This is a genomic window from Streptomyces sp. JW3 (assembly GCF_052216785.1).
Taxonomy (GTDB): Bacteria; Actinomycetota; Actinomycetes; order Streptomycetales; family Streptomycetaceae; genus Streptomyces.
The window spans coordinates 158,002-174,617 of the sequence record NZ_JBQOUX010000002.1 but is presented as its reverse complement, the minus strand read 5'-3'; the positions used below and the strand labels follow the sequence as shown (position 1 = coordinate 174,617).

General features: G+C 66.7%; 18 protein-coding genes and 1 tRNA gene. 5 read left to right on the top strand and 14 right to left on the bottom strand.

Features of this window, described 5'->3' with window-relative positions:
• Nucleotides 1-58: 58 nt before the first annotated feature.
• Nucleotides 59-523: a GatB/YqeY domain-containing protein gene (locus tag ACTT8P_RS02220; protein ID WP_442829768.1), complete on the bottom strand. Its 465-nt coding sequence runs from the start codon at nt 521-523 to the stop codon at nt 59-61.
• 307 nt (nt 524-830) lie between these two features.
• Between ACTT8P_RS02220 and ACTT8P_RS02215 the strand changes: the two genes are divergently transcribed.
• The 3 genes from ACTT8P_RS02215 (at nt 831) to ACTT8P_RS02205 (ending at nt 2,737) form a co-directional block, all read left to right on the top strand.
• Nucleotides 831-1,757, top strand: a complete 927-nt coding sequence (locus ACTT8P_RS02215) for a metallophosphoesterase (protein WP_442829767.1) — start codon at nt 831-833, stop codon at nt 1,755-1,757.
• A gap of 93 nt (nt 1,758-1,850) precedes the next feature.
• On the top strand, nt 1,851-2,597 hold the full coding sequence (locus ACTT8P_RS02210; protein ID WP_442829766.1) for a Pr6Pr family membrane protein: 747 nt from the start codon (nt 1,851-1,853) through the stop codon (nt 2,595-2,597).
• Between the two features lie 66 nt (nt 2,598-2,663).
• Nucleotides 2,664-2,737, top strand: a tRNA-Pro gene (locus tag ACTT8P_RS02205).
• A gap of 77 nt (nt 2,738-2,814) precedes the next feature.
• On the opposite strand, the gene ACTT8P_RS02200 is transcribed toward ACTT8P_RS02205, so the two are convergent.
• From ACTT8P_RS02200 to ACTT8P_RS02150, 11 genes are all read right to left on the bottom strand, one after another.
• A complete protein-coding gene (locus ACTT8P_RS02200; protein ID WP_442829765.1) occupies nt 2,815-3,981 on the bottom strand; it encodes a site-specific integrase in 1,167 nt (388 codons plus the stop codon).
• The gene (locus ACTT8P_RS02195; RefSeq protein ID WP_442829764.1) at nt 3,981-4,169 is read right to left on the bottom strand and encodes a helix-turn-helix domain-containing protein; all 189 of its coding nucleotides are present in this window, start codon (nt 4,167-4,169) and stop codon (nt 3,981-3,983) included. Before ACTT8P_RS02195 ends, ACTT8P_RS02200 begins: the two co-directional genes overlap by 1 nt.
• The gene (gene repSA, locus ACTT8P_RS02190) at nt 4,166-5,548 is read right to left on the bottom strand and encodes a replication initiator protein RepSA (RefSeq protein ID WP_442829763.1); all 1,383 of its coding nucleotides are present in this window, start codon (nt 5,546-5,548) and stop codon (nt 4,166-4,168) included. The genes ACTT8P_RS02195 and repSA overlap by 4 nt, the downstream gene beginning before the upstream one ends.
• A complete protein-coding gene (locus tag ACTT8P_RS02185; RefSeq protein WP_442829762.1) occupies nt 5,541-5,738 on the bottom strand; it encodes a hypothetical protein in 198 nt (65 codons plus the stop codon). Before ACTT8P_RS02185 ends, repSA begins: the two co-directional genes overlap by 8 nt.
• 92 nt (nt 5,739-5,830) lie before the next feature.
• On the bottom strand, nt 5,831-6,157 hold the full coding sequence (locus ACTT8P_RS02180) for a SpdD-like protein (RefSeq protein WP_442829761.1): 327 nt from the start codon (nt 6,155-6,157) through the stop codon (nt 5,831-5,833).
• A 31-nt stretch (nt 6,158-6,188) separates the two neighbouring features.
• Entirely contained in the window at nt 6,189-6,344 is a 156-nt protein-coding gene (locus tag ACTT8P_RS02175; protein WP_011030192.1) for a hypothetical protein, read from the bottom strand.
• Nucleotides 6,345-6,358: 14 nt separating this feature from the next.
• On the bottom strand, nt 6,359-6,550 hold the full coding sequence (locus tag ACTT8P_RS02170) for a mobile element transfer protein (protein ID WP_426551802.1): 192 nt from the start codon (nt 6,548-6,550) through the stop codon (nt 6,359-6,361).
• Nucleotide 6,551: 1 nt separating this feature from the next.
• Nucleotides 6,552-6,746 (bottom strand): hypothetical protein, encoded by a 195-nt coding sequence (locus ACTT8P_RS02165; RefSeq protein WP_442829760.1) that lies wholly within the window; start codon nt 6,744-6,746, stop codon nt 6,552-6,554.
• Nucleotides 6,747-6,770: 24 nt separating this feature from the next.
• The gene (locus ACTT8P_RS02160) at nt 6,771-7,475 is read right to left on the bottom strand and encodes a DUF2637 domain-containing protein (protein WP_442829776.1); all 705 of its coding nucleotides are present in this window, start codon (nt 7,473-7,475) and stop codon (nt 6,771-6,773) included.
• 85 nt (nt 7,476-7,560) lie between these two features.
• On the bottom strand, nt 7,561-8,919 hold the full coding sequence (locus tag ACTT8P_RS02155) for an FtsK/SpoIIIE domain-containing protein (protein ID WP_442829759.1): 1,359 nt from the start codon (nt 8,917-8,919) through the stop codon (nt 7,561-7,563).
• A gap of 2 nt (nt 8,920-8,921) precedes the next feature.
• Nucleotides 8,922-9,269: an SCO3933 family regulatory protein gene (locus tag ACTT8P_RS02150; RefSeq protein WP_442829758.1), complete on the bottom strand. Its 348-nt coding sequence runs from the start codon at nt 9,267-9,269 to the stop codon at nt 8,922-8,924.
• Nucleotides 9,270-9,728: 459 nt separating this feature from the next.
• Here ACTT8P_RS02150 and ACTT8P_RS02145 point away from each other — a divergent pair, with 459 nt between their 5' ends.
• Nucleotides 9,729-10,739 carry an XRE family transcriptional regulator gene (locus ACTT8P_RS02145; protein WP_442829757.1) on the top strand — a complete coding sequence of 337 codons (1,011 nt, stop codon included), beginning with the start codon at nt 9,729-9,731 and terminating at the stop codon, nt 10,737-10,739.
• Here ACTT8P_RS02145 and ACTT8P_RS02140 read toward each other — a convergent pair.
• Together ACTT8P_RS02140 and ACTT8P_RS02135 are read right to left on the bottom strand one after the other, a co-directional pair.
• A complete protein-coding gene (locus tag ACTT8P_RS02140) occupies nt 10,723-11,517 on the bottom strand; it encodes an NUDIX domain-containing protein (protein WP_442829756.1) in 795 nt (264 codons plus the stop codon). The two genes, ACTT8P_RS02145 and ACTT8P_RS02140, sit on opposite strands and share 17 nt — an antisense overlap.
• Nucleotides 11,518-13,188: 1,671 nt before the next feature.
• The gene (locus ACTT8P_RS02135) at nt 13,189-14,250 is read right to left on the bottom strand and encodes a DNA cytosine methyltransferase (RefSeq protein WP_442829755.1); all 1,062 of its coding nucleotides are present in this window, start codon (nt 14,248-14,250) and stop codon (nt 13,189-13,191) included.
• A 139-nt stretch (nt 14,251-14,389) separates the two neighbouring features.
• Here ACTT8P_RS02135 and ACTT8P_RS02130 point away from each other — a divergent pair, with 139 nt between their 5' ends.
• Complete coding sequence (locus tag ACTT8P_RS02130; protein ID WP_442829754.1) at nt 14,390-16,537, top strand: ATP-binding protein; 2,148 nt, start codon at nt 14,390-14,392, stop codon at nt 16,535-16,537.
• Nucleotides 16,538-16,616 lie beyond the last annotated feature (79 nt).

The following is a 16,616-nucleotide window of genomic DNA, read 5'->3' as shown; positions in this document are numbered from 1 at the left end:
GGCCGTCACTCCCCCGGGAGTGACGGCCCGCCCGTCCGTCCGTCTCTTGTCGGCCCGCTCAGCCGGCCAGGTGCTTCCTCACCGCGGCGGCGACCCGGCCGCCCTCGGCCAGCCCGGCCACCTTCGGGTTCACGATCTTCATGACGGCGCCCATGGCCCGCGGCCCCTCGGCTCCGGCCGCCTTGGCCTCCTGGACGGCCTGCGCGACGATCACGTCCAGCTCGTCGTCGCCGAGCTGCTTGGGCAGGTAGGCGGCGAGCACCTCGCCCTCGGCCTTCTCGCGCTCGGCGCTCTCGGCCCGGCCGCCCTGCGCGAACGCCTCGGCCGCCTCCCGGCGCTTCTTCGCCTCCCGGGCGATCACCTGCTGCACCTCGTCGTCGGACAGCTCGCGCTTGGTCTCCCCCGCGACCTCCTCCTTGGTGATCGCGGTGAGCGTCAGCCGGAGCGTGGCGGAGCGCAGCTCGTCACGCTTCCTGATCGCGGCGTTGAGGTCGTCCTGAAGCTTCGACTTGAGGGTGGTCATGCCGTCGATTGTCGCAGGTGCGTGGGGGCGGGTGCCTGTCTATATCGGGGGGTGGCGGGGACGGCGATGGTGGCGGGTAGCCGGGTGGCGAACGACGGCGGACGACGGCGGGCGGCGGCGGGCGGCGGGCGGCGGACGACGGGTAGCGACGGCCGGGCGCACCGGAGTCGTCCACACCGGAGTTGTCCACACCGGACTTGTCCACACCGGACTTGTCCACACCGGACTTGTCCACACCGGACTTGTCCACACCGGACTTGTCCACAGGCGGGCACGACCCCGCTCCGCGATCTGACACGATGTCCGTATGCGCGCGCGATACGGAGTGCCCCTGTCCATCGCGGCGGCTGGCGCCGCCGGTCTGGTCTACGCCGCGGGCTTCGAAGCCCGCTCCTTCCGCCTGCGGCGGGCGACGGTCCCCGTCCTGCCCTCCGGCATGCGCCCGCTGCGCGTCCTCCAGGTCTCCGACATCCACATGGTCGGCGGCCAGCGCAAGAAGCAGCGCTGGCTGCGCTCGCTGGCCGGCCTGCGCCCCGACTTCGTGATCAACACCGGGGACAACCTCTCCGACCCCGAAGGCGTCCCCGAGGTCCTGGACGCGCTCGGCCCCCTGATGGAGTTCCCCGGCGCGTACGTCTTCGGCTCCAACGACTACTACGGCCCCCGGCTCCGCAACCCCGCCCGCTACCTGGTCGAGAAACTCCAGGGCCGGCACGGCCTCAACGGCAACCCGCCGGCCGTCGACGTCGTCCACAACCCGTGGGAGGACCTGTGCGACACCTTCGACGCCGCCGGCTGGCTGAACCTGACCAACACCCGGGGCACCCTCAAGGTCGAGGGCGTGTCGATCGAGCTGACCGGCCTGGACGACCCGCACATCAAGCGGGACCGGTACGCGGAGGTGGCGGGCGGCCCGTCCGGCGCGGCGGACTTCTCGATGGGCGTGGTGCACGCGCCGTACCTACGGGTCCTGGACTCCTTCACCGCCGACGACTACCCCCTGATCCTGGCCGGCCACACCCACGGCGGCCAGCTCTGCGTCCCGTTCTACGGCGCCCTGGTCACCAACTGCGACCTGGACACCGACCGCGTGAAGGGCCTCTCCACGCACACGGCCCAGGGCCGCACGTCCTACCTCCACGTCTCGGCGGGTTGCGGCACCAACCGCTACACCCCGGTCCGCTTCGCCTGCCCCCCGGAGGCGACGCTGCTGACGCTGGTGGGGCGGGGATAGGGCACGGGGCGGGTCGGCACAAGGGCGGGGCTGGGGTAACCCAGTCAGCGCACCCACATCGCCCCATATCCCCCCTTTCCCTACCGTGAGGGCATGACCGCACCGATACCCAGGGACATCCCGGACCTGCCCGCGGTCCCGGGCCCGCCCGCGCTGCTGCCCTCACCGGTCCCGGCCACGGCCGTGGTGACGCCGATACGCCGCCCGCTGGCGGCCACCTTCCGCCTGCTGACGGCCCTACTGGCGGTAACGGGCGTCGGCATCGAACTCAGCCTCGCCGGCCCCACCACCCGCCCGCTGAGCCACTTCACCGTCCAGAGCGGCATCCTGCTGGCCGCGGTCCTCACCCTCTCGGCCCGCCGAGCCTGGACCGCCGCCCGTCCCCTGCCGTCCGCCCTGACCGGAGCGGCCCTGCTCTACACGGTGTCCGCGGCCCTGGTGCACCACCTTCTCCTGACCAACCAGGCGAGCCCCTTCGCCCTCCCTGAGGCCCCCACCGGCTGGCACGCCGTGGCCACCCACATCCTCCACACCGCGCTCCCCCTCGCCGCGATCGCCGACTGGCTCTTCCTCACCGTCCCCGGCCGCCTGCGCCTGCGCCAGACCGCCGGCTGGATGCTGTACCCCCTGGCCTACCTGGCCTTCTCCCTCACCCGAGGCGAACTCCTCCTCCCCCACAGCACGGCCCGCTACCTCTACCCCTTCCTCGACATCGACCAGCACGGCTACAAGGGCGTTCTCGGCAACGCCCTCCTCCTCGGCCTCGCCCTCTACGCCCTGGCCGTCCTCCTGGTCGCCCTGGACCACGCCCGCCCGAACCCCCTCCGCCGCCCCTGCTGAATCGGATTTCGTCTCCGGCGCGCGGTGGGCTAAAGTAAACGACGTCGCCGCGACAGCGACGACACTCGGGGTGTGGCGCAGCTTGGCAGCGCGCTTCGTTCGGGACGAAGAGGTCGTGGGTTCAAATCCCGCCACCCCGACAGAGAAACAGCAGATCAGGCAGCTACTGAATTCAGTAGCTGCCTGATCTGTTTCGTGTGCGTGTCTATCTGCGTGACTACCGCTCCGGTGCGTGCTTAAAGATGCCGTCCATGACCACGGCGCCGGTCTGGATCACGGGCCGGATCTGCTTCCGGTAGACCTCCTCGGTCACGGCCGTACCGGAGTGCCCGACGAGCCGGGAGATCTCCTCCAGCGGAACGCCACGGTCGGAGAGCAGCGAGACGAAGCTGTGCCGGAGCTCCCGGGGCGTCCACTCGTCGGCGTCGATCCCGTCGATGCCCTTGAGCGCCTGGCGGAAGGCACGCCGGACGTTGGCAGCGTCGAGCGGTTTGCCGACGGCCGAGGAGAAGACGAGCCCGTGTTCCTCCCACTTGTCGTCAGCGGCGAGCCGATCCCAGCCCTGATCTTCGAACTGCTGCCAGAGCGCTTCGACGCAGCGCGCCGGCAGAGCGAGGGTGCGCCGAGACTTCCGGGTCTTCGTGTCCCCGCTCCGCCGGACCGAGCGCCACACGGCGATGTGCGGAGGCTGCGGCGGATCGAACTCCGGACGCCCCTTGAGGAAGACGTGGTCCCAGGTGAGCGCTCGCAGCTCCTCGGTACGGGCACCGGTCAGCAGCGCGACGACGATGTACGCGTACATCGAGGTCCCCTCAGCCCCCTTGAGCACCGCCTCAGCCTGTACGAACGTGAGCGCCTTGGACGGACGCCCCGCTTGCCCCTGGGGAACGGAGCACAGCTTAACGACATTGCGTTTCACCTTGTCCCGCGCCATGGCCCGCTTGACCGCACGGTTCAGGTAGGAATGGAGCGACTGGAGAGTACGGGTGCTGAGCGTCCTGGCCTTGATGGCCAACCAGCGGTCTACGTCCTCCGCACTGAGGTCGCGGAGCTTCCGAGCGCCGAGTGACGGGATGACGTGCTTCTGGCTCAGGAGCGTGGTCGTCTCTACGGTGCTGGGGTCGAGGCCGGCCAGCCCGTAGGTGAGCCAGTCCGTCACCGCGTCCTTGACCGTGTAGTTGGTGGGAGCGATGGCGAGACCGTCCTCGTGGTCCCGCAGCACCTCCTTCAGCTTGTTCTTCGCCTCTGTTTTGGTCTTGCCACTCCCCCGCTTCACGATCCGCTTGCCGCTCGGATCGAAGCCCAGGTTCGCCGTGGCGATCCAGCGCTGTCTCTTCTCGTCCCAGTGCAGGCCGCCGTCACCACGGCTACGACGCTTGGCCATCAGGCAGCTTCCTTGATCTCACGGGTGATGAAGTCGCGCAGGGCATCGACGGGGATGCGGCGAGAGCGGCCGACGGTGATGGAGACGAGCCGCCCGGAGCGGATCAGGTCGTAGACCGTGGAGCGTCCGAGCCTGAGTCGCATCATGACTTCCGGCACGGTCAGCAGTTCCGGGGTGACGGTGGTCATGCTGCGGCTCCTTCCTCGGCGAGCTGCTCGCGTAGGGCTTCGCGGGCTGTCTCACGGTTGAGTTGCAGGTCCCGCGCGATGGTCGCGGCGAGGACGGTTTCACCGGGGGTGTGGCCGTGGCCGCCGTACTGCCAGTCCGCCAGCACGAGCACGGTGTCCGGCGCCTGGTCGTCGACGTCGATGCCGAGAGCCGCGCGCTCCTGCTCGGCGCGGAAGTCGGCGCGTGCCTGGCGCAGGGCGCCGAGGGTGGTCGAGTAGCGGCGGGACTTGGAGGAGAAGTGGCCGCGGAAGCCGAGCATGTGGGCCCAGGCCCAGAGCCGCCGGTCCGGGTACAGCGGGTCCAGGTCGCGGCATGCGGTGATCAGTCGGCGGGTGTGGTCGGGGACGTCGTGGCGGTCGAGTTCGGCGAGTTCGCCGATGCGGCGGTCGAGGGTGCCGGTGTTCTCGGCGGCTTTGGTGGCGTACTTGGCGACGTAGGAGGCGACGGCCTGTTCGGTCAGGTCGGAGCCGTCTCCGAACGCCTTGACCGGTCGTACGTCGAGCTGTCGGCCCCAGCGGAAGGTGCGGGCGGGCTGGTCGGCGGCGGCCGGGGCGGAGACCGAGGTGTAGCCGTGCGCGGCGGCGGCGCGTACGGCGTCGTCGAGGAGCTGCACGGTGGCCCAGGACGGCGGGGCGGAGTCCGGTCCGTCGGGGCCGTCGATGCGGATGATGGCGTGGAAGTGGATGGCGCCGCGTTTCTGGAACTCGGCGACCTTGCCGAAGGAGAGGCGGGCGGCCTCTTTGAGTTCGCGTTGGGTGAGGCCGGCGCGGGCGGCGATCTCGCGGCGGAGGCGGTTGGTGAAGCGCTGCCAGAGCTGTCCGGCGTGGTTGTTGAAGAGGACGGCGCCCGTGTAGTCGTACGTGGCCGGGTCGAGGGCGGTGCCCAGTTCGGGGGCGTCCGGGGCGTGTGCGGTGCCGCAGCGGCAGGTGCCGTGGTCGGGGCGGTTGTGAACCGGGCCGAAGGAGGGGGCGGTGAGGGTGGTGAAGACGCGGGGGTGGTCGCGGACGGTGGCGGGGATGTCGCGGCGGTCGTCTCCGGCGAGGCCGGCGCGGATGAGGTGGTAAGTGTCTCCGGCGTAGGTCCGGGCGCAGGCCGGGCAGCGGGAGGCGCGGCGGTTGCCGCAGGCGAGGCGGAGGCGTCCGCCCGGCTCGGTGGCGGTCGAGTAGTGGTGCAGGGTGGCGCCGGTGGTCTTGTCCTTGTGGGTGGTCCAGCCGGTGAGGTGGACGGGGTCGGCGCAGCCGCCGGTGCGGCGGATCTGGTCTTCCCACCGGTGGTAGTCGGGGGCCGAAGCCACCCTCAGCAGGTCGCCGAGGGTGATCGGGTCGAGCAGGTCAGACACGAGCGCCCTCCCGGTTGCGGCGGGCGGGGGCGGGGGCGGGGCGGGTGCCGGTGCCGTGGCAGGCCCGGCAGTCGGCGGTGATGGTGCGCAGGTGGCCGTGCGGGGTGCGTCCGCCGGTGGTGATGGCGACGGAGGCGAAGCCGTCGCAGTTGGGGCAGATGCGGGGTGCCGGGCGGGTGGGCTGCGGCATGCTGGGGGCTTCCTTCCGGTTCCTTCGGGATCGGGTGGGGACGGCGCCCGGGCGGCGGATGCTTGGCGGTATCGGAGCCGCCCGGGGGCCGGTCAGTGACGCTTGGCGTCGGTGTTGAGCAGGGAGCGCAGAACGACGGCGCAGACGGCGACCGAGGCGCCGGTGATGGCGACGGCCAGGAGCATGGAGACCAGGACGGCGCCGACGACCAGGACCACGGCGGTACCGCCGCCGACGAGGGCGAGCGCGGTGCCGGGTGTGAGCTGCACGACCGGCCGGGACGAGACCGGGGCGGCGGGGGCCGGCGGCGGGGCCGGGGTGCCGGGCGTGATGGTGGTCGGTTCGACGACGGTGGTAGCAGCAGGCGGGGTGGCCGGGCCGGTCGGCTGGGGCATGGTCGGGAGCTTGGGCCGGAGCATGAACGGTTCTCCTTCCGGGTGGGCGTGCGGGTTACTTGACGGCGGTGTCGATGACGGGGGCCAGGAGGCTGTCGGCGAGGAGGTAGCCGCCGAGGAGGAGTACGGCGATGAGCCACCAGGGCGGGCGGATGAGCTTGACGCCGAGGACTCCGACGCAGAGCAGGGCGAACCAGAGCGGGACGTCCATGGCAGAACCTCCGGTCAGTTGATGCGGCAGCGGTGGGTGCGGGCGGCGAGCTGGGCGGCGGAGCGGCTGGAGTAGTCAGCGGACCAGCCGCAGCTGTCGTTGGTGCACACGGCAGCGTGCGCGGTGCGGCCGTGCCGGTCGCGGTGGGTGCCGATCTGCACCGGGCCGATGCGCATCACGGAGTGGAAGTGGTCGCGGGCGGGCATGTCAGTCGATCTCCGTTCGGCTGGTGGTGGGGTCGGGGTAGGTGGCGCGGATGGCGGCGGCGGTGGCCGGGCGGGTGGTGCGGCGGGCGGCTTCCTCGGCGAGGAGGTGGGCGAGGTAGGGGCGGCCGGCGGCGTTCATCTCACGGGCGGCGTCGAGGTGGTCGGCGGCGGTCAGGTCGGCGGGGTCACGGGTCATGGGTGGTGCCTTCCTTCCGATCAGTCAGGCGAGTTGGGCGGCGATGGCGTCGGCGAGCTGGGGCGGGACGCCGAGGCGGGCGCGGAGGGTGTCGGAGTCGATCGGGGCGCCGGTCCGCTGCTCGTGGTCGGCGGCGATCTTGCGGGCGTGGTCGACGAGCGCGGCCGGGACCGGCGGGGTGTCCGTCGCGGGCGGTACCGGGGCGGGCTGAGAGTCGGGGGCGGGAAGCGCCGCCGGGGGTTCTTCGGCGTCGACCGCCACGGGCGCGGGCACGGGCGCAGACGCGGGCACGGTCTCCCGGTCGACGCCGACGGCCGGGGGTTCGGGTGCCGGGTCGGGGTAGGCCGGCGCTTCCGGCTCGGGGTGGGCGGTGGTGTGGGCGAGGAGCGTGCCGCCCATGAAGGCCAGCGCGGGCCAGGCGGCGACGAGGATGCGCAGCCAGGCCGGGACGGCGGTCAGGTCGAGGAGACCGGCGGTGGCGACGTTGGCACCGAGGGAGGCGACGAGGGCGATGACGAACCAGCACCAGGCCAGCCGAGTCGGTCCGTCGGTGCGCAGTCGGCGCCAGGCGGCGACCAGGAGCAGGTCGACGCTGATCGGGTAGGCCCAGGCTTTCCAGCCGTCCTGTCCGGCAGCGGCGGCGAGGTCGTGGAGGTGGGCGAAGGACAGCGCCCCGGCGATGACGGCCTGGACCAGGACGGCGTCGACGCGGAGAGCGGGGCGGGCCATCACGGTTCCCTTTCTGTCGTCAGGCATGGGAGGGGTAGGGACCTGGCGCGAGGACGGTCACGCCGACCGGAGAGAGGGAAGAGAGTCAGGCGGTGGCGGGGGCTGTCTTGGACAGCCGGACCCGAACCGAGGGCACCGCGGCGACGGCCGGACGGAAGGACGCCAGGGCGGGCACGTCGGGGGTGCGGTGGGCGTGCCTGTTGCAGATGTTCACGGCGTCGCGCAGCGAGGTGTGCGGGGCGCGGGTACGGTGCCAGCCGCCGGTCGAGTCCCCGGCGATGGCCAGCCCGCGCGTCTCGGCGGGGATCTGGATCGCGGCCAGGACAGCGTCAGGAGCGATGTCGCCGAAGGCCATGTTCGCCGAGGTCTCGTCGTTGACGCGGTGTGCGGTGCGGCCGGTGAGCTGGGCGCGGAGCATGGTGATGCCCTTGCCGAGTTCGGAGCCGAAGCGCTGCCCGCAGATCTCCAGGTAGATGCCGGCGGCGCGGCCGAGCTGGGCGAGGCGGACCAGCGCGGTGATGATCCGGTCCCGTCGTCTCTCCTCGTCCTTGGAGGCGTACAGGGCGAGTTCGGCGACCTCGTCGACCAGGACCACGACCGGCACCGGTCGCAGATGCTCGGGCAGGTCCCAGATGTCGGAGGCGATCTCCGCATCCGGCACGGCGACGCTGATGCGCTGTTCGGCGCGGATGAGCTGATAGACGTCCGCCATGTGCCCGACCAGTGCCTCCAGCAGTTCCAGGGCGGTATCGGGGTCGTCGGCCAGCGCGGAGAACCGCCGGGCCAGCGGGAACAGCTCCACCCCTTGCTTGCAGTCGATCCCGACGAGGGCCACGTCTTGCGCGGCGAGCCCGGCGACCAGGTTGCGCTGGTAGACCGACTTACCGGACTCCGTGGCGCCGAGGGTCAGCCCGTGCGGCACGGCCCGGTAGTCGCGGTAGTGCACCGAGCCGTCCTCCCGCAGGGCGACCGGGACGCGCATCGGCCGGGTGTCGAGCTTGGCGGGCATCTGCACCCGCTTCAGCACGTCGTATCCGGTCATGCGCAGTTCGACGACCCCGGAGCGGATTTCGCGGGAGGTGACGCCGTAGAGGCCGAAGGAGTGGCGGAGCCGGTCGGTGGCGGCGGCGACGTCGAAGGCGTCCTGTCCGGGCCTGAGCTTGAGCCGCAGCACCAGGCCGGTCCGGGTCGGACGCAGCCGCAGGATGCGCGGTGCCCGGAATTCCGGAGCTTCCCGGCCGGTCATCCGAGCCAGTGCCAGCCGCCAGCGGGCCGGCGGGACGGTCAGCCCGCACGCGTCCATCACCGACGTGTACCGGACCAGGACCCGCAGCGTGGCGAGGGTGACGCCGAAGGACAGCCAGTACCAGGCGGGGCGCCGCCACCGCAGGAGACCCGCAGCGGCAGCGACCACCAGCACGGCGACCATGAACCAGGTGGTCATGGTCAGGCCGCCTTCGAGCCCGCAGCGGCCAGCGAGGTCACGGCGACCGCGCGGAAGGCGATCCCGTGCCGCTTCTGACCGTTGAACTCGTTCTCCCATGGCCGGGCGACAAGCCCCGTGAGCGCGACCGGGGTACCCATGACCAACTCACCGGAGATACCCGTCTCCGGGACGGTGACGGACAGAATCTCAACCTCGTCGTTGGCCGCGAACATCACGTCCACGGTCATCAGCTTCGTGCCGTCCGCGTCCAAGGCGATCTCACCGGTACGGCGGTCACGCACCTTGGACTGCGCGGGCTTGGCAACCATGACGGTGGCGGCGGACGTGTCGACGGGGATCTGACGCATGATGGAGGTCCCTTCCAAGGGCGGGAGCGGCGTACTTGCTTGGCGGTGGGTCGCCGCTCCTGAACAGTGATGGCATGCCGCAGCAAAGCGGCGGATGATGCCGCGCTTCCTTCTGGTGCGCACCAGAAGGTTGCATCTGGTGCGCACCAGTTGTCAAGCACGGTCGCCGGTCCGGCGCTTCAACTTGCCTGCCTGCGACACTTCTAGAGAAGCGCGCCGAGCAACGATCCGGTAGCCAACAGGGGTTAACACCAACCCCGTTAACCCCTGTCGACCTGCGACGATGTGAGGCATGCTGCTGTTACGGCTCAACACCCCAACGTGGAGCGGCAGTACGCGATGAGTGGACTCAGGGCAGCACGGACGGCACGGGAATGGTCGCAAGAACGTCTGGTGCGGGAGATCGAACGCCATGCGCGCCAGCACATGCTGACCGTCGCCTCAACCGCGAGTTTGCGAGTGTACGTATCGGAGTGGGAGAACGGCCGCCGCACGATCTCCAGCCGCTACGCCAAGATCCTCCGCGCCCTGCTCGGAGTCACCGACGCCGAACTAACCGGCGCACCCCAGTCGCCGCCGGCCCTCACCCCGGCCGACGGATACGACGAGCTGATCGGCCGCATCGACGAGGCCCGCAACGTCAGCCTGACCATGGTCAAGACGTTCATGGACCAGACCGAACTACTCCGGACCATCGACCGGCAGATGGGCGCCGCGAGCCTGGTCGACGAGATGACCGCCCACCTGTCGCGACTCGAAGACGCCCTCACCTTCGCGGTACTCCCGGAGACCCGCCGCCCGGTCGCCTTGGCCCTGGCCGGAGCGGCGACCCTGGCAGCCTGGCAGGCCCTGGACGTCGGCGCGGTGGAGCGAGCCTGGCGGCATTACGAGCTGGGCAAGCGCGCCGCCCAGGAGGCCGAGGAACCCATGTACCTCGCACACGCCACCGCCGAGCAGGCATACGTACTCTGCGACGCCGGACGCCCCGAGACAGCCGTCCACCTGGTCCGAGAGGCACAACGACTCGGCGGACAGAGCATGTCGCCGCGCCTCCGGGCATGGCTTTACGCAGCCGAAGCGGAGATCTGCGCCCGAGCCGGACTCCCCGACGACTGCCGACGAGCCCTCGAACGTGCGATGCGGCACCTGCCCGCAGGAGAAGACCCCCGAGACCCCGACATGCTGAGCATCTTCCTCAACGAAGGCCACCTCACCAGGTGGCGCGGAAGCGCACTCGCCCTGGTCGGCGACGCCGAAGCGGTGGGCAGCCTGTACGCCGCATTGGAGACCACGGACCCCACGTTCATCAGGGCATCAGCGGGACTCCGCTGCGACCTGGCCCAGGCCCACCTGGCCCGCGGCGAGTACGGCGAGGCTCAGAAGCACCTGCGGCAGGCCCGACTGGTGGCGAGCCGGACCGGATCAGTACGTCACCGCCGCCGCATCGAGCAGCTCACGCAACGGATGTAGGCGAGGTGCTGGCGCCCCGCGAAGCGAGCACGTGAAGGAGGGCAACCAAGGTCCCCGAGCCCATCAGCTCACCACGGGCCATCAGCCCAGGGATGTCGGACAGAGGCACCCAGGCGATGTGCCCGGCCTCTTCCAGATCGGTCGGCTCACCGACGAGCTTCGCTCCATGCCCGACGAAGATTTCATGCGGCGAGTCGACCATACCGACCATGGGCTGGTACGTGACCACATGCTCCAGGTCGTTCGGCCGCCAGCCGGTCTCTTCCTCGACCTCACGCAGGGCAGTCTGAAGCGGTTCCTCACCGGGGTCGACGATGCCGCCGGGGAGCTCCCAGCCGAAGGAATCGGGGACGAACCGGTACCGCCACATCATGAGCACACGGTCCTGGTCGTCGATGATCGCGGCGATGGCCACGTGGTGGAGCTTCACCACGTGGTGCTCAAAGCGGTCGACGCCGGGCGGCTCAACGTCAACGAGGCTCAGCTTCACCCAGCGGTTGTCATACAGCGTCCGCTCACCATGGATCTGCCAGGGCTCCACATCGGCCGGCGCCTCCGTGGACACGGACCGATCCGGCACCCGGTAGGAGCTCCGGCCGTGGACCTCGACGACGCCCTCAGCAACGAGCTTGGCCAGCACCTGACGCAGGGCCGTACGGCCGATCTCCAGCTCTTCCGACAGAGTCCGCTCGGACGGGAGCTTGGAACCTGGCGAGTACCTGCCCGCAGCGATCCACTCACGAATCGTGCGGTAGACCCGCTCCGACTTGGGTCCCATCCGGTGAGCACGCTCCCTGTCGTCCTGTTATGTCGACCACCACAACTGTAGCCGTGGACTACTCACGGGAGTAGACAGACGAAGCGCCGACGATCAGCCCGAGCTCAAACGCGGTAGAACTTTCCCTACTTGATCAAGCAGCTGCGCTCCGCTTCGCCGGGCGCGCTCCCGGCTCCGCCGCGGGCGCCGCTCCTGCCTTCGGCCCGCTCCGCCCGCGCTGCGCCGACGCGCGCCCACGAAGTAGAAGCGCCGGGGTGTATGAGTCGATCACCGCACAGAGCGGCGTGCGGTCAGGGCGATGCCTCCGGCGGGGGATCGGCCGGCACCGGGATGGAGGGGGCACCGTCGCCGACTGCGGACCCGTGGATGGCGTGCGTGGGGAGCTCCCATCCCGTCCACCGCCGACCCAGGCAGAGCCGAGCGGACGCGGCCCAGGGCGTCAAGGTCGTTCGTACAGTTGCGCGCTCCACCTTGACGCCCTGAACCACGCCCGCTCCACGGTGTGTGGGTCGACGGCGGACGGGATGGAAGCTCAGGTGATTGGTACGTCCGAGACATCGATGATCTGCAGGCACATCAAGAAACCCCTTCATCACTGACCGATTCACACCGATCACAGATCGTACGAGGACGTAGAGAAATCTAGGCTTCTACCACGTCGCGGGGTGCCGCTGTGCTGAAATGCCAGAACCCACACAAAGGCTGGAAGGCATGTGATTCTCCTAGCCATGCAGAACACCCCAGAGACCACGCGTCCCACTTTCGAACTCCGCGGCGGCGGACTACACCTGATCATTCAGCGTGTCCCTGGGTGGGTGGTGGCGTCTGTCGCCACTGCCACGGGTAGCGGACTCGCCGCGTGGCTCACGTCCCGGTGATGCTGCGTTGAGCAGCCAAAGACAGAGCACAGCGCGGAGCTTGCACCTCATAGACAAAACTACCCATTACACCAATTCAAGTGTCCTGATATCTGCGAATTTGACGTACTCCAGAAAACACGGTGTCCTGCGTCCATGACCAGGAACACGCGTGGCAGCGCTCACGATCGCTCACACAGTCATGCATTCGAACTCCACCCGGACGGAGTCGACGTGAGCGTGCATAACATCCCGAACAACCCCATTGCGTGGCTCGGAGTGGCCTTCTTGGCTATTGGTGCCGGACTGGTGCACATCAGCGGAGCGTGGGAACGGACGAAAAGCCCTCAGCCGTCTTGAACAGATGACAGTCATGACACAGCAGATAGACCTTACCGTCCGCGCCCTCGCCCCCGAGCGGCCACACGTGGGCCAGGCCGACACCACCAGAGAGACCGAGTGAACCGTACCGGGAACAACGCACACCACCACGGTCACCGACCAGCACACGAAGCCGAGCTCTCCCGGCCGTCAACCCAGAGCCTGGAGATGTCGGGCAAGGGGAACGTTAGTTGACCCGCACCTACCCCGCACTCGAACAGTGCGCTGGCAACATCGCTCGCCACTCTAACCACAACCTCATTTTTGGAGACAGAGCCCCTGCGCCGACAGGCCGATATGCCGAACATCTCACCCAACGGAACAGGTCCCTCTCCGTTGTGGGCGGCACCGAGGCCATCACCCGGCCGGTGGCTACGCTGAACAAGCTCAGTAACCGACAATGGCGATTGCCCTTACTCAGCACAGAGGGTACTTACGCCTGCCCCTTCATTGACACCTTCGCCTGCCTCTGAATGATAGAGAGAGCGATCAAGCCAAGCCCCTTGGCCATCCGAACTGGTACCGCATTACCAATCTGCCGCTCAATCGACCCGTAATTACCACAGAACACGTAGCTCACCGGGAACGTCTGGAACGTGGCCGCTTCCCTCAGAGTGAGGCCTCGATGTTCGGTAGGATGCACGAACGTTCCGCAAGCCGGGGTAGTACAGCGAGTTGTCATCGTGGGCGCCGGCTCATCCAGTTTGATGCGACCGTAAGAACTAGCCGCAGAGCGCACTTTCAGCTTCCGATGACATTCCAGTTGATGCTCAACTGGAAGGTCAAATCTGTTGCCATTTACGGGGATCGCCTCGATCCTCTGCCGCACAGCAGGACTGCTAACGCGATACGTATCCAATGGATCATTGTCACGCCGGTAACGCTTCAGATGATCCAACGCATGCCGCGCCGTACGCCGGGTCGTGGTGAACGCTGCAGGCAACAGACGGAGAAGATCTTCGTCTTCCGAGAACTCCAAATCCGAACGGACACCGAAGAGAATAAATCGCTTACGCCGCTGCGGAACACCGAAGCTCGTCGCATCTAGCGACATGCCGCGAAACAGATAGCCAACGGCGCCCAGTTGGGCGACTAGAGCAGAGAGCCGAGAGTCGCGCTGAAGCCCAGGAACGTTTTCCAAAAGCAGGATTTTGGGGCGAAATACTTTCACGAACCTAACGACATCAAGAACTAGGTCGTTTCGATCCTCGTCAACTGCACCCTTAGCAAGACTGGAGAAGCCCTGACATGGAGGGCAGGCCTTCAGAAGGCCCAACTGGCCCGGTTCTAGGCCTAGTGAGCTCAAGAGACCAACTGGATTAACTTGCCGAATGTCGGCATTTATCAGCTTCACCCTGGGATGGTTCCGCCGGTACGTCTCCGACGCCTCCGGGTCGTTCTCGACAGCAGCAAGGACGTTGAGGCCGGCGTCCCGTAGGCCCCGAGTAGCACCTCCGGCCCCAGCAAAGAGGTCGATAGCACTGGGTCTGAGCATGTGAGTGATCTTAACCCTGCAGAGGCATCAATGCACCCGTATCCCTGGCGCGTTGGCCGACACTAGATCACACTGTGTGCCCTGTAGGTGACCAAACATCACTCACAGACGCCGGTCATTCACGGGAGGGGTGGACAGGGTGGCACAGCACAACAGACGCGGGGACGAGAGCCAAGGGGCTGACGAGGGGGCGCTGTTCAGCGCCGTCCCCTCCCAGCCGGTACAGACACATGATGGACTTTCATCACCTTCCGCCACCAACTCGGGCAAGCCGTACGCGATGCACATCAGTCGACTAACAGTCGACAAACTAGGCATCAGGATGTACGACAGGGTTTCGGCCGTTCTCGCAGAAGTCATCGCAAATGCCTATGACGCTGACGCTGAGAATGTGAAGGTGCACCTTCCGTGGGGCGTGTTTCTTGCAGCCAAGCCCGGCGCAGCACCAGTCGGCCCCTACGAAATCTCAATTACCGATGACGGTCACGGAATGACGGCCGCCGAAGTCAATAGCAACTACCTCACGGTCGGATCGGATAGACGGAAGCGTTTCGGTAAAGATTCATCTCTGCATAAAAACAGGCCGGTTATGGGGCGAAAGGGTATCGGGAAACTCGCCCCCTTCGGAATCTGTGAGACCGTGGAAGTACTCACGGCCGGAGGAGCTAAAACAGATAAGGGCTACGAAGTAGCTCATCTAATCCTTTCCCTAAATGACATCTTGGATGACACCCACGACGTTTATCACCCTACGCCCGGCCCCCTTAACGGAACGTGGGCACCCAAACACGGGACCACGATAAAGCTGCGCGACTTCCGTCGCAAAAAAGTCCCCACGGGTCAAGAACTTCACAGGCAACTATCTGCACGTTTCGGCATTCAACGCATCGACTGGGACGTAGAACTCCATAATACCGAGGAGTCACTTTTCACCGAATCCCTCCATCTCGGTGAACTAGATATCGAAATCCTAGATGAGACCAAAATGATTCTTGACGATCGCTGTGTCGAGACGGAAGCAGGGGAAAAACTGCCGATTTCCGGATGGCTCGCCTACACTCGCAAGCCATACAAGGACGAGGCTATGGCGGGAGTGAGAATCTTCTCGCGAGGAAAAATCGTTTCCCAAACTCGGGATTTCGGTATCCCTGCAGGATTCCACGGAGAGTACAGTATCCGCTCTTACCTCGTCGGAGAAATCCATGCAGAATGGTTGGACGAGACCGAGGACTTGATTCGCTCCGACCGTCAAGACATCATTTGGAGTTCTGAGGCTGGCGATGCCCTGAAGAGGTGGGGGCAAGCAGTGATCCGTGAACTTGCGAAGCGCGGAAAGACTGCACTTTCGAAACAAACTTGGAAAGACTTCGAAGAAACATCCAACATCGCCACCCGCCTAGAGGTAGAGGCCCCCGGAGACAAGGCTTACCAGGATTCGGTCAAACAGGCGGCGCGCCTCCTCGTGTCGGACCGCGATCGGGAGTCAGTGTCCAATCCCGAGCACGCCGAAAAGATCGTCCAGCTAGCGAAGACCATCGGTCCCCACAAGACGCTTCTTGAGGCTCTGCATGAGGTTGCCGCCGATTCGAGCAGTCCTCTCGACATCGTCTTGGGTCTGTTCCAGAAAGCGCGCATTGCCGAGATGTATTCTCTCGGGCAAGTGGCATCAGAGCGAATCGAAGTCGTGAACCGTCTTTCCTCTCTAATCGATGACGGGGCAACTCTAGAGCAGCCTCTCCAGGAACTTTTGGAGCAAGCTCCCTGGCTACTGGCGCCAGAGTGGACTCCACTCGGCATGAACGAATCCTTGGAGCGTGTCAGGAAATCATTCGAGTCGTGGTATTTCAAAAAGGAAGGCGTCGCACTAGTCACAACAGCCATCAATCGCCATCGCCGAGAGCCGGATTTCGTACTACTCCACGACTCGGGAACGCTGTGGATCGTTGAAATTAAGAGGATGAATTATCACTTGTCGAACGAGGAATACCTGAGAGCAGTCAACTACTTGACCGATCTAGACTCGTTCCTTAACGAGAATCCAACGCTAGGATTGCAGTTCCCTATCCGCAAGCTAACATTTATCGTGGACCACACGGACAAGCTAAGCAGTGTGTCACTGTCCTCGATGCAAAATGATCACCGGATCAATATTCGAGGATGGCACGAGCTCTTGGACGATACTCTCCGAGCTCATAGAGATTTTATTTCGCGGGTGGAGGATATTCGAACAGACAGTGAGTCGCCGACAGTGGCCGACACAGGGAGTCTGGTAGTCCCAACCGAATAGGATTTTATGGCGAGCGAACCTGGACTCTGCGCAGACGCCTCAGGTCCCCGACAGAAAACTAGCGGCCAGAGTTGCGTCG

Coding starts and splice junctions, on each gene's coding strand:
- ACTT8P_RS02210 (WP_442829766.1), top strand. CDS start 1,851: ATGACCGCACCGATACCCAGGGACATCCCGGACCTGCCCGCGGTCCCG.
- ACTT8P_RS02140 (WP_442829756.1), bottom strand. CDS start 11,517: ATGGGACCCAAGTCGGAGCGGGTCTACCGCACGATTCGTGAGTGGATC.
- ACTT8P_RS02195 (WP_442829764.1), bottom strand. CDS start 4,169: ATGACCACCGTCACCCCGGAACTGCTGACCGTGCCGGAAGTCATGATG.
- ACTT8P_RS02135 (WP_442829755.1), bottom strand. CDS start 14,250: ATGCTCAGACCCAGTGCTATCGACCTCTTTGCTGGGGCCGGAGGTGCT.
- ACTT8P_RS02170 (WP_426551802.1), bottom strand. CDS start 6,550: ATGCCCGCCCGCGACCACTTCCACTCCGTGATGCGCATCGGCCCGGTG.
- ACTT8P_RS02180 (WP_442829761.1), bottom strand. CDS start 6,157: ATGCTCCGGCCCAAGCTCCCGACCATGCCCCAGCCGACCGGCCCGGCC.
- ACTT8P_RS02175 (WP_011030192.1), bottom strand. CDS start 6,344: ATGGACGTCCCGCTCTGGTTCGCCCTGCTCTGCGTCGGAGTCCTCGGC.
- ACTT8P_RS02165 (WP_442829760.1), bottom strand. CDS start 6,746: ATGACCCGTGACCCCGCCGACCTGACCGCCGCCGACCACCTCGACGCC.
- ACTT8P_RS02215 (WP_442829767.1), top strand. CDS start 831: ATGCGCGCGCGATACGGAGTGCCCCTGTCCATCGCGGCGGCTGGCGCC.
- ACTT8P_RS02220 (WP_442829768.1), bottom strand. CDS start 523: ATGACCACCCTCAAGTCGAAGCTTCAGGACGACCTCAACGCCGCGATC.
- ACTT8P_RS02155 (WP_442829759.1), bottom strand. CDS start 8,919: ATGACCACCTGGTTCATGGTCGCCGTGCTGGTGGTCGCTGCCGCTGCG.
- ACTT8P_RS02160 (WP_442829776.1), bottom strand. CDS start 7,475: ATGGCCCGCCCCGCTCTCCGCGTCGACGCCGTCCTGGTCCAGGCCGTC.
- ACTT8P_RS02150 (WP_442829758.1), bottom strand. CDS start 9,269: ATGCGTCAGATCCCCGTCGACACGTCCGCCGCCACCGTCATGGTTGCC.
- ACTT8P_RS02200 (WP_442829765.1), bottom strand. CDS start 3,981: ATGGCCAAGCGTCGTAGCCGTGGTGACGGCGGCCTGCACTGGGACGAG.
- ACTT8P_RS02185 (WP_442829762.1), bottom strand. CDS start 5,738: ATGCCGCAGCCCACCCGCCCGGCACCCCGCATCTGCCCCAACTGCGAC.